Source organism: Shimazuella sp. NTD248 (assembly GCF_059510395.1).
In genome coordinates this window covers 759,756-773,731 of record NZ_JCAJZT010000001.1, presented here as the reverse complement: position 1 = coordinate 773,731, position 13,976 = coordinate 759,756, and the positions used below count along the sequence as shown (strand labels likewise).

Annotated in this window: 15 protein-coding genes; 8 read left to right on the top strand and 7 right to left on the bottom strand. The window is 36.9% G+C overall.

The window, feature by feature from the left end; genetic code table 11:
- Positions 1-124: 124 nt before the first annotated feature.
- The 3 genes from AC5WOE_RS04145 to AC5WOE_RS04135 form a co-directional block, all read right to left on the bottom strand.
- Entirely contained in the window at positions 125-952 is an 828-nt protein-coding gene (locus AC5WOE_RS04145; protein WP_496051994.1) for a hypothetical protein, read from the bottom strand.
- A 1-nt stretch (position 953) separates the two neighbouring features.
- Positions 954-1,691: an AAA family ATPase gene (locus tag AC5WOE_RS04140; protein ID WP_496048737.1), complete on the bottom strand. Its 738-nt coding sequence runs from the start codon at positions 1,689-1,691 to the stop codon at positions 954-956.
- Positions 1,692-1,929: 238 nt separating this feature from the next.
- The gene (locus AC5WOE_RS04135; RefSeq protein WP_496051993.1) at positions 1,930-2,649 is read right to left on the bottom strand and encodes a GntR family transcriptional regulator; all 720 of its coding nucleotides are present in this window, start codon (positions 2,647-2,649) and stop codon (positions 1,930-1,932) included.
- Between the two features lie 159 nt (positions 2,650-2,808).
- Here AC5WOE_RS04135 and AC5WOE_RS04130 point away from each other — a divergent pair, with 159 nt between their 5' ends.
- From AC5WOE_RS04130 to AC5WOE_RS04120, 3 genes are read left to right on the top strand one after another with little or no spacing between them, the layout of a single operon-like run.
- The gene (locus AC5WOE_RS04130; protein WP_496051992.1) at positions 2,809-3,141 is read left to right on the top strand and encodes a hypothetical protein; all 333 of its coding nucleotides are present in this window, start codon (positions 2,809-2,811) and stop codon (positions 3,139-3,141) included.
- Complete coding sequence (locus AC5WOE_RS04125; RefSeq protein WP_496051991.1) at positions 3,131-4,213, top strand: radical SAM protein; 1,083 nt, start codon at positions 3,131-3,133, stop codon at positions 4,211-4,213. The genes AC5WOE_RS04130 and AC5WOE_RS04125 overlap by 11 nt, the downstream gene beginning before the upstream one ends.
- Before the next feature lies 1 nt (position 4,214).
- On the top strand, positions 4,215-4,742 hold the full coding sequence (locus tag AC5WOE_RS04120; protein WP_496051990.1) for a class IV adenylate cyclase: 528 nt from the start codon (positions 4,215-4,217) through the stop codon (positions 4,740-4,742).
- A gap of 112 nt (positions 4,743-4,854) precedes the next feature.
- On the opposite strand, the gene AC5WOE_RS04115 is transcribed toward AC5WOE_RS04120, so the two are convergent.
- From AC5WOE_RS04115 to AC5WOE_RS04105, 3 genes are all read right to left on the bottom strand, one after another.
- Positions 4,855-5,712, bottom strand: coding sequence for an SAM-dependent methyltransferase (locus AC5WOE_RS04115; RefSeq protein WP_496051989.1), 858 nt, complete (start codon positions 5,710-5,712; stop codon positions 4,855-4,857).
- Between the two features lie 66 nt (positions 5,713-5,778).
- Positions 5,779-6,315 (bottom strand): SgrR family transcriptional regulator, encoded by a 537-nt coding sequence (locus AC5WOE_RS04110; RefSeq protein ID WP_496048734.1) that lies wholly within the window; start codon positions 6,313-6,315, stop codon positions 5,779-5,781.
- Between the two features lie 12 nt (positions 6,316-6,327).
- On the bottom strand, positions 6,328-7,383 hold the full coding sequence (locus AC5WOE_RS04105; protein WP_496048733.1) for a tetratricopeptide repeat protein: 1,056 nt from the start codon (positions 7,381-7,383) through the stop codon (positions 6,328-6,330).
- A gap of 134 nt (positions 7,384-7,517) precedes the next feature.
- Here AC5WOE_RS04105 and AC5WOE_RS04100 point away from each other — a divergent pair, with 134 nt between their 5' ends.
- The 5 genes from AC5WOE_RS04100 to AC5WOE_RS04080 all read left to right on the top strand — a co-directional run bounded on the left by AC5WOE_RS04100 (position 7,518) and on the right by AC5WOE_RS04080 (position 13,349).
- The gene (locus tag AC5WOE_RS04100; protein ID WP_496048732.1) at positions 7,518-8,927 is read left to right on the top strand and encodes a protein kinase domain-containing protein; all 1,410 of its coding nucleotides are present in this window, start codon (positions 7,518-7,520) and stop codon (positions 8,925-8,927) included.
- 161 nt (positions 8,928-9,088) lie between these two features.
- Positions 9,089-9,910, top strand: coding sequence for a hypothetical protein (locus tag AC5WOE_RS04095; RefSeq protein WP_496051988.1), 822 nt, complete (start codon positions 9,089-9,091; stop codon positions 9,908-9,910).
- A 180-nt stretch (positions 9,911-10,090) separates the two neighbouring features.
- Positions 10,091-11,338 carry an RNA-guided endonuclease InsQ/TnpB family protein gene (locus tag AC5WOE_RS04090; protein WP_496051987.1) on the top strand — a complete coding sequence of 416 codons (1,248 nt, stop codon included), beginning with the start codon at positions 10,091-10,093 and terminating at the stop codon, positions 11,336-11,338.
- Between the two features lie 143 nt (positions 11,339-11,481).
- Complete coding sequence (locus AC5WOE_RS04085; protein WP_496051986.1) at positions 11,482-12,477, top strand: DUF4097 family beta strand repeat-containing protein; 996 nt, start codon at positions 11,482-11,484, stop codon at positions 12,475-12,477.
- Positions 12,478-12,494: 17 nt separating this feature from the next.
- Positions 12,495-13,349, top strand: coding sequence for a hypothetical protein (locus AC5WOE_RS04080; RefSeq protein ID WP_496051985.1), 855 nt, complete (start codon positions 12,495-12,497; stop codon positions 13,347-13,349).
- 40 nt (positions 13,350-13,389) lie between these two features.
- Here AC5WOE_RS04080 and AC5WOE_RS04075 read toward each other — a convergent pair whose 3' ends face one another.
- A complete protein-coding gene (locus AC5WOE_RS04075) occupies positions 13,390-13,947 on the bottom strand; it encodes a DUF2179 domain-containing protein (RefSeq protein ID WP_496051984.1) in 558 nt (185 codons plus the stop codon).
- Positions 13,948-13,976: the final 29 nt, after the last annotated feature.

The window sequence follows — 13,976 nt, the reverse complement described above, 5'->3', positions numbered from 1 at the left end:
ATAAAGGTCATCTAAAGATTTTCATGAACCTTTAGATGACCTATTTTATGTTGATTCACTATACTTCAATAAGTTATTTGAATAATTTGATTTTTAATACAGGAAAGGATATCAATAATTTCATTTACTTCTTTTTTAGTTTATTTGCTTCCCTGTGTAAAAGACCTGCAAGTTCCATATAATCACCTTGGTCAACTCTGCGCAGCATATGTGTTATCACATACAACTGTGCTAAATATCCATCTTTACTATCCAATATATCTTGAAATGTTTCGTACACTTGGTTTGCGATTTCAGGAACGAGTAAACTGTGGCAATACAAATATGCAGCATCATATCCAGCAGGGGCCATTCCCCAACTCTCCCAATCTAAAATACTACATAATGGATTCATTAAATTAGCCCAGTGCAGATCAGCATGTGCAGTAGTCCAGTTACAAACTTCACTATCAATATCATCACCATAGAATACAAGAAATCGCCGAGATACCTTTTCTTGGCTTATAGTAGTTCTATTTGTCTGATAGGAAGATAGAACATCTAAAAATTTTCGTAAATCTGACCACCATTGAGTGGATAATTTGATATTCGTTCGTAACTCTGGTGTAGCTGAACACACTCGACTATTTATATAAGTGTGTAACTCAGCACGGTAAAGAGTATCGCCTTCTTCATATTCTGTTACTCTGAGAACCTTCGATTTAGAGATACTTTGAATGGCATTAGCAGCTTTATTTCCTTCCCACCAGTCTCCTTGCGCCCACCACTTTTGTTCAGAAACCACTCGAAGCCAGTATGTATCCTCCAGTTTTCTTACTTTGCATCCTATTGATCGGTTATTCCAACCAAAAAAAGGATCACCTAATAGCAATAAATCATATTGCTTTGCATATTTAACAAGTGCTTCATACATTTCAAATTGCTTACCTTCATATGGATTCGAGAAATTCATATTATTTTTCCTCATTCACAATATGACGTAAATAAATGGAGGGATTAGAGAGAAATCTTTGCCAATGGTCTACTAACTCAAGCTCTTTCCAAGGTAATCTTTTGATTCCTTCTGTGCTAAGTTCTAAAATATCAGCTTTAGGTAATGCAGTTAACAGAGGAGAATGTGTAGCACAAATGACCTGTGCGCCGATTTCAGACAGGCGGTTCATGATGGATATTAAATGGAGGCAGGATGAAAAAGAAAGGGCTGCCTCTGGCTCATCTAGTAGATATAATCCGGGTTCTGTAAACATGGTATCTAATACTTCCAGATACCCTTCCCCATGACTCATTTCCATCACATTCTTTTCCCAATAACCACGCATTCCTGTGACAAAAGACATGAATCCATGTGCGGTTTCAGCTCGTAAAAAATACCCTTTTCTTTTTTTAGGAATCGCAGACACCTTTGATCCAATAGGTGTATAGTTTAGTTTCATTACTTCACCCAAAGGGGTTTGGGGACGATCATTAACAAATTTTCGTCCCGCACGACCTCCATGAGCATCTAATCCATAAGCTTCTGCAATACCCTCTATAATAGTGGATTTACCAGAACCGTTCTCTCCTACTAAGAACGTAATAGGAGTTTGAAACGTTAATCCTTGGCGTACAATTTGAGAAACAGAAGGAACATCAAAAGGCCATCTATCTCCATCTATTAAATTACAGTCACAGATAACCTCTTCTATAATCATGGTTTCACCTGTCTTTTAATCAAAATAAGTTAGCCAACAACTGATCTTTTTATCATATCGAATTTATTGATTCTGTTTTCTCCATTTCTTCAATCCACGCACTCAGAAAACAAGTTAACCCCCTTTTCCTCACTCTCTCGGATGTATCGATTTCTCGAAATGTTTCGGTATTTCTCCTTCTGGTAGACAGTTGGGGAGGGGGGATATTTTTCATGAATGCTCATATGCTAAAAAACTATCAATCCATTGTAAATTGATAGTTAAAGTCATAGATATCTGCTCGGTCTGTTAACAAGCAATATTCAAGTAATCTTCCATCATCATTGAATACTTTACGCAAAATATTCATGATGACTACCTCGTTCTTCTTTGGATCATCTAACTTCAAATCTTTTATATCTTGATCAGTGGGCAATGTAGCTCGCAATGTTTCATCAATATACTTTGGCTTCAATCCCATTGCTCGCATGGATCGGTATAGGCCTGATCCTTTTTCTTTAATTCTTCCTTCAAGTTCCGGTAGATTGATATAGTTTGGCATGTAAGAACGAGACACAGCAGCGAGTTTATCTTCCAACCATTGTTCATGACAGTAGTACAATACTGGTGCTTGCATTTCAGCCAATACCTCATCAGGGATATCTTTTTTATCGCTTATAATCCTTAACTCAAGTAAATTTTTATGATACTTCTTCCCTGCTGAATCTCTAGAGAAGCTTTTTCTTGTGCTTTTGTGAGGTAATTTCGGTCGTACTTTTCGAGGGTTTCTGGTACTTGAAGAAATAACCAATCCTTCACGTATGAGAGCATTCACAGCAGATTGAATAGTCATTGGATGAGCATTGAATTCTTTGCTTAACTCTAAATTCGTCGGGAAATTTTGACCAGGTGCATATATTTCCGTTTTGATCCGTTCTTTTAGAACTTCGAATATTTCTGTCCACTTTGTTTTAGCCATCATGTGTACCTCCCTTCGTAATTGATCTCTGATTATTTGATCTATACCAATATAGTACACTAAATTCAATAAATTGAAACAGGCAGTTGCACAAATATTGATATAGATATATATTAATAGCGAGAGAATATTCTAATATTTCAAAGGAGTTGTTTTTCTATGTCTTTACGTCTCATTATAGAAGGAAGTTCCGAATCTGTTTCGGAATTTGTGGAATACCTTCGTACCTCTAACCCGCGATATCGTTTTTACGATCAGTCAAAATTGGCTACTACGCCTACCGAATCAAGAGTGGAATATTACTTTGATAAGAATCGTTTTCTAAAACCACAGGTCTCAACAATGTTTTCGAAATTAAAATTGACTACAATGGACAACAACAACATAGAAATAACTCTTTCAAATGCGAAAATAATTAATATGGGTGATGGATCAACGTATATTCAAGGAACATCTTTTGATCCAACGGAGGATGAGGAACATGGCATGTAGAAAAGAGATTCCAACGTATATTTCCAGAGATCGAACATTACGAATTAAAATTATTGATACTTGTGGAATGACTTGTACTTTTTGTCATAATGAGGGTACTCCGGTAACAGTAGACAATGTTAAGAATCAAACAGGTAATTGGACTACACATGGCAATTCTGAAAGAACTTCGATCTATGCAGATACAAATGGAGTTAGCTTTCTATCTGCCCCTATTTTTCCTGACAAAGAATTTGGTAACGCTATCAAAGTTTTACGTGATTCATTAAGTTTTAATGAAATCCACTTAACAGGTGGTGAACCAACTTTGCACTCTCACTTACCCAACATTGTAGAACTAATAAGATCTGAAGGTTTTAAGGTTTGTATGACATCGAATGGGGAAAATGGTGAGAACATTTTAGATAAGTGTATGGGATTAGATCGAATCAACTTTTCTATTTTTGGAACTACTTCAGAAGAATTATCCCAAGTTCAGCATGAAAAATATCAGAATACAATGCTTGCAGGGCGTAAAATAGAAGCTTTGAAAAAGTCAATATCAACTGTTATACACCATGGGATCAAGGCAAGTGCCAATATTGTTGTTCCAAATTACAGTCATGCACCACGAATAAAACGAATTCTAGAAGAATATTCGCCAAATTTATCCGTTCGATTATTAAATTCACTGGACGATTCTACATCCATGTCCGCTATTCACCGAATACTCGAAGAATTGCAAGCAATCCCGATTGCTAGATATGTTACAGCTGGTGTATCTGGCAGTAAAGTCGCTTATCGACTTCCAACAGGAAGAGTTATCTATTTCAAACAAATTAGACTCGTACGACTACCAGATACATGTTCGTCTTGTCGTTTTAACAACGATACAGACTGTCAAGAAGGGTACTACGGCATCAGACTCTACAGAGATCGTAGTAATGTATATCAAGTTGGTGTTTGTATCCAAAGAATGGATCTTTGCTTGCCACTCGATCAATTTGTTAAAAGTGATCTGTGTAGGGAAATCGTTGGATTTCGAGAAAGAGAATATAGAGAGTTGACAAATATACACCAAAGGAGTTTATGAAATGATTGAATACGAGGCAAAGGTAATAGAAATTAATCCTGAAGTTATAGAACAACGAATTATAAAGCTGGGTGGTTCATGTGTCGGAGAAGTAATCATGAAACGTTATGTATATGATATTGTTCAGGGGGACATGAGCAAGTGGATTCGTTTAAGAGATAACGGAAAAGAAATAGCATTAACCACAAAAGAAATTGTACATGATGGGATCGACGGAACAATTGAGACAGAAGTTATTGTCAGCGATTTTGAAGAAACAAACAAACTACTTGGAAACCTCGGATTTCATCCAAAAGGTTATCAAGAAAATAAACGGACAAGCTTTATATTAAAGGGTGCACAGCTTGAAATTGATCACTGGCCTATGATTCCTCCCTATCTAGAAATTGAAGCTGATTCAAAAGAACAAGTGTTACACATAGCCTTCCTACTTGGCTACAAGGAAAAAGAATTGACTGGAGAAAATACAACTAAGATTTATTCTAGGTATGGAATCAACCTAGGCGATATAAAAGATCTTCGATTTTAATTATTAAGGCGGGAATCCCCGTCTTTTATTTATTATTACAACGATTGCTTATTATCTGTGATAAAACAAGAAATAAGGGACTATCCGTCCCTTGTTCCTCTATCCCTTTGCGCTATTTTACATACGCAGAGGCGATTGCTAAACCTGGAAGCATGATGCGTTTCGCATTAACCCCTTTAAAATACAGTTGTTTTAATTCATCAGATGAAGCATTATGAATATCTCGAAAACCACGATCATCTAAAAAGGACTCGATTTTTCCTTCTTCAATTCCAAAAATATAGTTTTCTCCTGTCCATCTTGCGGAACGATGTATGCTTTTTATATGGACATTGTTTGTATCTTGTAATGTTTCCTTGTAGTAGTAATCAAAAATGACTGCGCTGCCTGATGCGCTGTGGTTGGCAATGAAAGATAAGGTGCTATCTACGCCTTCTGGATTCAGATAGACTGTGACTCCTTGCCAAATAAAGAGTGTTTTCTTATTTTCCAAGTAGCCATTTTGCAAAAGTCGTTCTCTTAAATCTTGTGTATTGAAGTCGACTGATACAAACGTAACATTTTTAGGCAGGGGGTTAATGATAGTTTTTAGTTTTTGTAATTTGACTTTTTGTGTCGCAGGATGATCTACTTCAAATACTTGTGTCTTCTCGATACCATCTATTCGATATCCACGGGTATCGAAGCCTGCACCAAGGATGACAATTTGATCAAAATCTTGCAGTAGGCATTTTTTCAAAAAGTCATCGATATAACGCTCCCGAGCAGTGACAAACTCTAAAGCTCCATGGTTGAATTTTTCAAATAATCCAGAAGTCATAATCCATTTGCTGAAAATATAGGTGATGCTGTTCACAAAGGAACGAGCGAATGGATCAAAACAAATACGTTCCTTTTCGGGTCTGCTCGATTCAAGAGCACGCATCAATGCGATTCCCATAGCTGTTGTACTGGATTTTTCACTTTTCAATCTGATCACTCCAATTTTACATAGGGAATAAAGAATGAAACAGCAAGTATCTTCCCACTTGAAAAGTTAAGAATCGGAATCTTTTTTTGGCCATTGAATGGTATTATGTTGGGGCATTTTTTTTCCTAATACCCACGAAGAAGTGCGATTTCCAACATAACGAACAATATGATTAAAGGTCATTTTTTTAGAAGCAGGTGAAAGCTTTTTGTCTTCTGATTGGTCTATTTGTGGTAGATTTAATCCAAATTGAGGTCGTAATTGGTTATAGCATTTCTTTTTGATATCGATAGGGATTTCTTTTCTGTCAAGAAACTGTAATGCTTCCTCCATATTATTTTGCTGGATAAGGCTTTGAAAATGAAGGATGATGACAGATGATAGAGGGAAGTTAAAGGTAAGATGAGAGCGATTTCCTCTTCCTTTGCCTGATGTCCATTCTATGAATCCATCACTGTGCATTTTTTTTAACAGAAGCCGTGCGTTGCGTGAGGAACAGTGAAGGATTTCGGATATTTTTGCGGTATCAACCGTGATAGGAGTTTTGTCTGTTACAGTATGAAACGCAAGCCTCAGTTCAATGTAGTATTCAATTGTGTTCATTTTTAACACCTCCTATGCTTTGGCAGCTATAAGATCCAATGCTTCTTGCCATCTTCCTTTTTGGCGGAGCAGCTGGATTTTTTTGGTGATAAGGTGTTGTCTTTCCATTTGGCTTTCTTCTGATAGCGCTAACGCTTTGTTGATAAATTCTAGAGAGGAATCCAACTGATTTTTAACTAGTTTCATGTCACTTAGCAGTTCATATGCCTTTATTGAAAAGGGAGTATGGTTTTCTTGTTCCGATAAGATGATGTTGCAGTAAGAAGTTGCTTCTTCCCATTCTCCATCTTGATATAAGAAGGTGGCCAATTTACTCATACATTGCAATTTCATCTGGGGTTGTTCTAATTGGAGATACAAAGACATTGCTTTTTGTAGTTCTTGAGTTGCCTGATCATAGACATGATGATATCCATAAAGAATGCCCAGATTCATATGTGTTCCGGCTAGATTTTCTTCATCTCCAGCTAACTCGAATGAAAGCAGAGCCTTTTCAAAATGTTGTCTGGATTGATGAAAATCGTGGAGTTGCATATAACAAACGCCTAAAGACATAAAAATTTGGCCTGATTTATAGGTTATATCTAGGTTTGCACTGAACTGAAGAGCCTTGTTAAAGTAATAGATAGCAGAATAGACTTCCCCTAGTTTCCCATGTTGAACCCCTAGTTGAAAGAATAGTGTTATCTGGGTATAGGTTGAAATCTGTTCATAGATGGCAATCTCATAAGCTTCTATCAACAAATGGAGTGCTTTATCTTCTTCACCTGATAAGGAGATCGTTTTACTCATGGCGATCATTGTCCGAATAAGAGGATTTTTATCTGGGTAGCATTCGAGGTTGTTCATGCTCTTGATAAAATAGGATTGTGCATTTTCTATATGTTTTTTGTGCGATTCCCACTGGCCTAAAATCCAATAAAAAATACCTTGTTCCCGACTGGGCCAAGTTTCTACTTCCTTTGCTTGGAAATCTTTGATCAAATCATAAGCTTCTTGAAATTTATACCGTTCTATTTTTTTCTCTGCCATATATATAGGACGGAGCGTCTTTTTATTCGGTTCCATGATGTTCAAATTTTCACCCTTTACATTATAATGAAGGGAAAGAGTTTAAAGGTAATCACTTCCATTATATCATTTTTTCAAAATAATTTTTATTATTGCACTCATTAATGTTTTCTAAAAGGAGAAAAGGCAAGGTGTTACAGGATAGACAGAGACTCATCGATCGGTATGACCTGATCAAAAAGTTAGGCCAAGGCGGAATGGCTACTGTATATTTGGCATGGGATACACGTTTAGAAAGAAACGTAGCGATAAAGGTGATCGATGATAGGCAGTTAAATGGAGAAGAGGGAATAGAAAGATTTATACGTGAAGCGAAAATTGTCAGCAGTTTAAATCACCCCAATATTGTTCAAATATATGATATTGTTCATCAAGATGAGACGCATTTTATCGTAATGGAATATGTGGATGGTCCATCTCTGCATCAAGTATTAAAAGAAAATGAAAACTTAAGTGAAGATCAAGTGATCCATTTTGCAAGTCAAATTTGTGACGGTTTAGCTCATGCACATGAAAATGGAATCATTCATCGTGACATTAAGCCTCATAATATTTTATGCACTGCAAGCGGCGTCGCAAAAATTGCTGATTTTGGAATCTCCAAACTAATGGATTCTACAAAGATGACGTTAACTGGTATGGTAATGGGATCGGTCCATTATTTTTCTCCAGAGCAAGCTTCTGCCCAAGCTGTACAGCCGTCCTCCGATGTTTATTCTTTGGGTATTGTGATGTATGAAATGATGACAGGTATGGTGCCTTTTGATGAAGAGAGTTATATTGCCATTGCAATGAAGCATATCAATCAACCTGTGCCTTCTTTAAAGGGTTTAGGCAATAAGATAAACCCAAAGTTAATACAAATTATTTATAAGGCATTGGAAAAAAATCCTGCTCGTCGTTTCCAGACAGCAAATGAAATGAAATTATCGCTTTTAGGGCTTATGAAACCGAGTATACCTACAACATTAAAGAATAAAGAAACTGCATATCTCTACCGCAGTCCTGTAGTCTATTTGTCCATAACGATTCTATTGGTACTGGGCACTGTTGGTACATACATTTGGTATAATGCGTATCAAAGTGAAGCAACAAAACAAACACAAATCAACGAAAAAAGTGTAGATACACCAACATCGAAGGCAAAAGGGAAGTACCCTTGGTGGAAAGAACTCCCCAAAAATAATAAACTAAGCCGTATTTTTCATAATCGCAAGGTAGAAGGAGAAGATGGGGAGTATGATGTGAGTGTAGATGTGGGGGATTTACCTTCTACTAAATTTTATTACAACATTTATGTAATCGATCGGATAAGTTCAAGGCTTGTGATATCGAAGCAAACCGTTCAATACAAACGTTCTTCACAATCGACACTAACTCCGGTGAAATTTCATGTAACTGTTCCAGAACAATTGTTGCCGATAAATGAAGGCATTGCAAAAATCGAATTTTACTGGAAAAATGACCCGAATAGCAATGAAAAAAACTATGTGGCAGAAGAAAGCTTATTACAACAATGGGGAACAGCCCCTTCGTCATGAAGAAAATAGAAGAGATGGATGGAAGGCTTACTTCTCATCCATCTTTTTTCGTTAACAAAAGGGGTAAGCCTCAAACTGTAAATTACCCTTTTTCCTTTGTTATAAAGCTTTTAAACTAAAGTAGAAATAAGTATCTCATGAGGTATACGGAGGAACTTTTTATGAGGAAATTTAATTTTTTATTCTGTTTACTCCTAGCGGTTACTGCCATAATATCCGGTTGTACCATGAATTTCGCTAGTGAGAATGGACAAAAAGATATCAATTCCAATCCAAACCCAATCCGAGTCACTATTTACAAACATTATGAGGATGGAGTAGAGCTGAAATTCGAATTGCTAAATGCACAAACAGCAAAAGGAACTTGGACAATTCAAGATTGTGGAGAACAAGATATACAAAAAAATAAAGGAGCCATTGTTATTCATAGTGTTGCAGACTGTACGATCCCAGAGGGGCATGAAAACGACAAAAGCTATTACACGCAGTATATAAATTTTACAGGGATAGTAAATGGGGAAAAAGTAACATCGGATAAGGTTTATGTGTTGGATTACGATGAGGTAGATAAAGTGCCTTTGGAGCGCCAAAATCCTGATAGTGGCTGGGTGATGCTTCAAACTTTTATAAAAACAGGATATTTATATGGAGCAAGCGTTCATATTGGATCGACCCGTGCTGAAATAATTGATTTTTTTGGAAAACCTGAAACAGAGAGCCCAAATTTCCTCGATTATGGGGATATTTATTTTACCATGTACGGTGATCATGTAGGGATGATTAAGATGATAAATACAAAAGAATTCCCGATTGATGTTCCTAATAATGACAAAGATGAATTGGTCCGTGTGTTTGGAAATCCAGATCAAACTCATGAATATGATGGAATCTACTATAGTGACTACGATCTCGGAAAGAGTACGGCTACTTTTGCATGGAATGAAAAAGAATCTAAACTTGTAAGTGTCGAAGTGTCCGAATAGTAATCGAAAAGGGAACTTAGTCTGTTAAACAGGATTAAGTTCTTTTTATTTTTGTGGCGAGAACACCCGTGAATTCATTCATGGAATGAATTGCTACGATTTTTGTTTTCTTTTTTGACAAATCCATCCATATTTTGTATAGTAGGATTCATCTTTGTCTAGAAAAGAGGTGATCCTTTCATGTATTTCACCGTAAAACAACAACTCAAACATCTTTCGAAAGAAGAATATTTCCTTTTAAAAGACTTGTGTCATACTGCCAAAAATTTGTACAACCAAGGCTTATACCGAGTGCGTCAGCATTACTTTCAGGAGAAAAAATATCTGAATTACCAGAAAAATAATCAGCTTTTGAAGGGAAGCGAAAATTACAAGCGGTTGAATAGCAATATGGCACAGCAAATATTAAAAGAAGTCGATGGAGTATGGAAGTCTTTCTTTGGGTTGATTCGACTCGCCAAGCAAGGAAAATACGACTTTCGAGCCATTGAGATGCCTCGATACCTACCAAAAGATGGATGTTATCCGTTAATAGTCGGCTTCATTCGTTTACATGGAAATCGGTTTGTGCTGCCGTTTTCTCGTTCTTATCAGAAGAAACATCAACCGTTGGGGATTCGCATTCCTCCCTTGTTGGCAGACAAGAAAATCAAAGAGATTCGTATTCTTCCCAAACATCGTGCAAGGTTCTTTGAAGTGCACTACACGTATGAAGAGCAGGCAGTTCAAAGGGATACCGATAAAAACCATGTACTTGCAATCGATTTGGGGATCAGCAATCTCGCAGCTTGTGTCACTTCCAAAGGAAGAAGTTTTCTGATCGATGGGAAACGATTAAAGGCAATCAACCAATGGTATAACAAACGAAATGCCCATTTGCAGCGAATCAAAGATAAACAAAAGCAGAAAGGGTATACGCGTCAACAAGATGCTTTGGTGGCAAAACGAAATCGTCGAGTGAACGATTACCTGAACAAGACCTGTCGTAAGATAATCCACTATTGTTTGAAATATCGCATTGGGACACTGGTCATTGGATATAACGAAAATCTGCAAAAAGGCAGTAATCTTGGCAAACGCAACAACCAAAATTTCGTGAATATCCCCATTGGGATGATCAAAGAGAAGTTGGAATACATGTGTGAGCGATATGGGATGGTGTTGGTACAACAAGAAGAAAGCTACACGTCCAAAGCGAGTTTTTGGGATCAGGATGAACTGCCTACCTATGATCCATCTAACACGAAAACGTACACCTTTAGCGGATCACGGGTGAAACGTGGACTGTATCGTACAACTTCAGGTAGGCTGCTCAACGCAGATATCAACGGCGCATTAAATATCTTGCGAAAAAGTAACGTTGTAGCTCTAACGGGCTTATACGCTAGAGGCGAAGTGGACACGCCTGTACGAATAAGGGTAGCCTAGCTATCAACCTTCGTTGACGAAGCTCGCGACTTCAGTCGTGAGAGGTTCACTTACATGGACTGCTATATAAAACTATGTCAAAATGTATAGTATTAATTTAAATAAATGGAACTTAGCGTCATTTCCTCGAAAGGGGTGTACAGTTGAAAAACAAAACAAAAATCATATTGACTGCATTGATTATAGTTGTACTTCTAGGAGTTGGAATCGTTTATTCTTATTCAGATCTTTTTCAAACAAAACCCGTAGATGATCGCAAAGTGGTAAATCAGGTGAAAAATGTTGATGGTATATCAGCAAAGATAATAGGGATCTACTCAAGTGGAGCAAATCTACACCTACATAAGAGTAACAATGATCAAATGCAAGCGAAAATTAACGGGAAAATACCGAAACAAGATGATGTTGAGTTGAAATGGTCGAAACAAGGGGACGAAGTATACTTAGAAGTTTATGATAAAGAAAATAATGTGAAAACAGAAACAGAAAAACAAGCATTCCCCTCAGAGCTAAGCTTAGATGTTTTCATCCCAAGTAAAGTCTATGATTCTATCGAATTGAGTACACACGATGGTAATTTAACATCGGATATTCCCCTACAGGCTAGTGAAATAAAAGTAGATACACAAGCAGGATCAGCAAATCTCTCGAATATCTCCGGAGATCAAGTTCATTTTACAAGTGATGAGGGAAATATCCAGTTGAAAAAAATCAACGCTGGGTACATGACGCTTACTTCATGGGATGGAAATATTTCACTCCTAGACTCTGTGGGACAGGTAAAAGGAGAATCACAATCTGGAGACATCAACATCACCCGCTATAATGGATCGATGATTTTGAAATCGAGCACAGGAAGTATAAGAGCTGAACAAATTGCACCTGTATACACGAGTGATGAAATAACAACAGAAACAGGAAATGTGGATTTTACGTTTCAAACCTTACCAGCTAACCTCTATCTCGCTCTTACAAGTGAAAGCGGTACGATGAATAATAGCTTACCAATTAAAAAAATGATCGATAAAGATAAAGATTATTATCATATTAGATACATCAAAGGAACCCTCGGTAATGGAACAGGAAACTTAGTTATTGATACCAAGAAAGGTGATATCCATGTATCCTTAAAAAAATAAATCAGTGAGGAATAAAAATGCGAGTAAAAAAAATAGCTTATTTCATTCCTATGTTTATGTTGCTGCTTGTTCTGTCAGCTTGCTCAGGAAAAGCTGCAAAAGTAGTAGTAAAACCGTTGACAAAAGATCAAGTGATGTCAAAGGTTTCTCAGCAATTGAAAAAACAAACGAAGCTAATCCCTGTCCAATATCATCGCAGAGAGACATTGATTGCTGGGGGATGGGTGGAGTCTAAGATCGAATACTATGGGGATAAGGAATACTATACGCAATCGAAATATAGCGATGGGTCTTCGGACGAACAAGTCTATCAATTACCCGGATACCAATACTATCGAAATATATATGATGGCGAGAAAAAAGCATGGGAGAAAATCCCATATGAGAGACCGTTCAAAGCGGAAGATATAGCGTCTATGACTTCTTCTGGCAGTATAAACGATTTAAAGGCCCAAACTTATTTTTCTATTTTAAAATCAGTTGGGGATCAAGTCCAAATGAAAGAAACAGACAAAACCTATGAATTAAATGTAACAAGTACAGATCAAAATAATAACTTCAAATGGATGCAAGGCTATCTAAAACGATATGCAGACGTGATTGATCCTAAGGAAATAGCGTTTCAAAAGTATCATACGAAAATGGTAATCGACAAAAAAACTTTTACGGTTCAAATCATTGAAAATGAAGTTTTCTATACAAGACAAACGATAAATCTGGATAATGGAGTGAAAGGACAAAAACATCTCGATATCCAAACTGTTATCAAGTACCCTGGTGCAAAGAAATTAGTTGTGCCCAAAGATGTAGTAAGTGAAGCGGACAAGAATGATCCAATGAAGCAATTTGAACAACAGTTCCAGCAAAAATAAAAGCTTTGCTCCTTTTTTAGGGGCAAAGCATTTTTTACACTTAAATTGCTTTTTTCTTTTTGGGGAGAGTTAATACATTGGATGCTCTACGAAAAGGTTGGAAAGAGAAACCACCCTGAAAATGTTTAGGTTCATAAGCTACGATAAAGGCATCTGGGTCTAGTTCTGTGATCTGTTTAGAAAGTTTATGCTGTTGTTTTCGATGAGCTGTAATAGACAGAACCAATCGCTCTCCCTCCATACCTTCGCCAAACCATGCTGTGACTCCATAACCAGCCGCTCTTAGCTGTCCTGCAAGTTGAATGTTCTCTTTTTTGGTGATAACGGAAATATTTAGATATCCAAGTGCTAGCTTTTCTTCTAATTTCATGCCTAAAAATAACCCAATGCCATAGCTGACACAGTAGACGATCAAATTGATCGGTTGACCCAAATTGTCCAATACAATTTTGAATCCAATTACATAAACCAATACATCCACGCTACTTAGCAATGCTGCCATAAACTGATAACCTTTGATGGTGAGTATGGTACGAACAGTAAGCATGGATACATAAACAATTTGCAGTACGACAATCAGCAGCAAAGTGGTGAACATAGGGCATCCTTCTTTTCTGGTAAAATACT

Excerpts from the sequence above, each read along its gene's own strand:
- AC5WOE_RS04145 (WP_496051994.1), bottom strand. The coding sequence starts at position 952 with ATGAATTTCTCGAATCCATATGAAGGTAAGCAATTTGAAATGTATGAA.
- AC5WOE_RS04140 (WP_496048737.1), bottom strand. The coding sequence starts at position 1,691 with ATGATTATAGAAGAGGTTATCTGTGACTGTAATTTAATAGATGGAGAT.
- AC5WOE_RS04135 (WP_496051993.1), bottom strand. The coding sequence starts at position 2,649 with ATGGCTAAAACAAAGTGGACAGAAATATTCGAAGTTCTAAAAGAACGG.
- AC5WOE_RS04130 (WP_496051992.1), top strand. The coding sequence starts at position 2,809 with ATGTCTTTACGTCTCATTATAGAAGGAAGTTCCGAATCTGTTTCGGAA.
- AC5WOE_RS04125 (WP_496051991.1), top strand. The coding sequence starts at position 3,131 with ATGGCATGTAGAAAAGAGATTCCAACGTATATTTCCAGAGATCGAACA.
- AC5WOE_RS04120 (WP_496051990.1), top strand. The coding sequence starts at position 4,215 with ATGATTGAATACGAGGCAAAGGTAATAGAAATTAATCCTGAAGTTATA.
- AC5WOE_RS04110 (WP_496048734.1), bottom strand. The coding sequence starts at position 6,315 with ATGAACACAATTGAATACTACATTGAACTGAGGCTTGCGTTTCATACT.
- AC5WOE_RS04105 (WP_496048733.1), bottom strand. The coding sequence starts at position 7,383 with ATGGAACCGAATAAAAAGACGCTCCGTCCTATATATATGGCAGAGAAA.
- AC5WOE_RS04095 (WP_496051988.1), top strand. The coding sequence starts at position 9,089 with ATGAGGAAATTTAATTTTTTATTCTGTTTACTCCTAGCGGTTACTGCC.
- AC5WOE_RS04090 (WP_496051987.1), top strand. The coding sequence starts at position 10,091 with ATGTATTTCACCGTAAAACAACAACTCAAACATCTTTCGAAAGAAGAA.
- AC5WOE_RS04080 (WP_496051985.1), top strand. The coding sequence starts at position 12,495 with ATGCGAGTAAAAAAAATAGCTTATTTCATTCCTATGTTTATGTTGCTG.
- AC5WOE_RS04075 (WP_496051984.1), bottom strand. The coding sequence starts at position 13,947 with ATGTTCACCACTTTGCTGCTGATTGTCGTACTGCAAATTGTTTATGTA.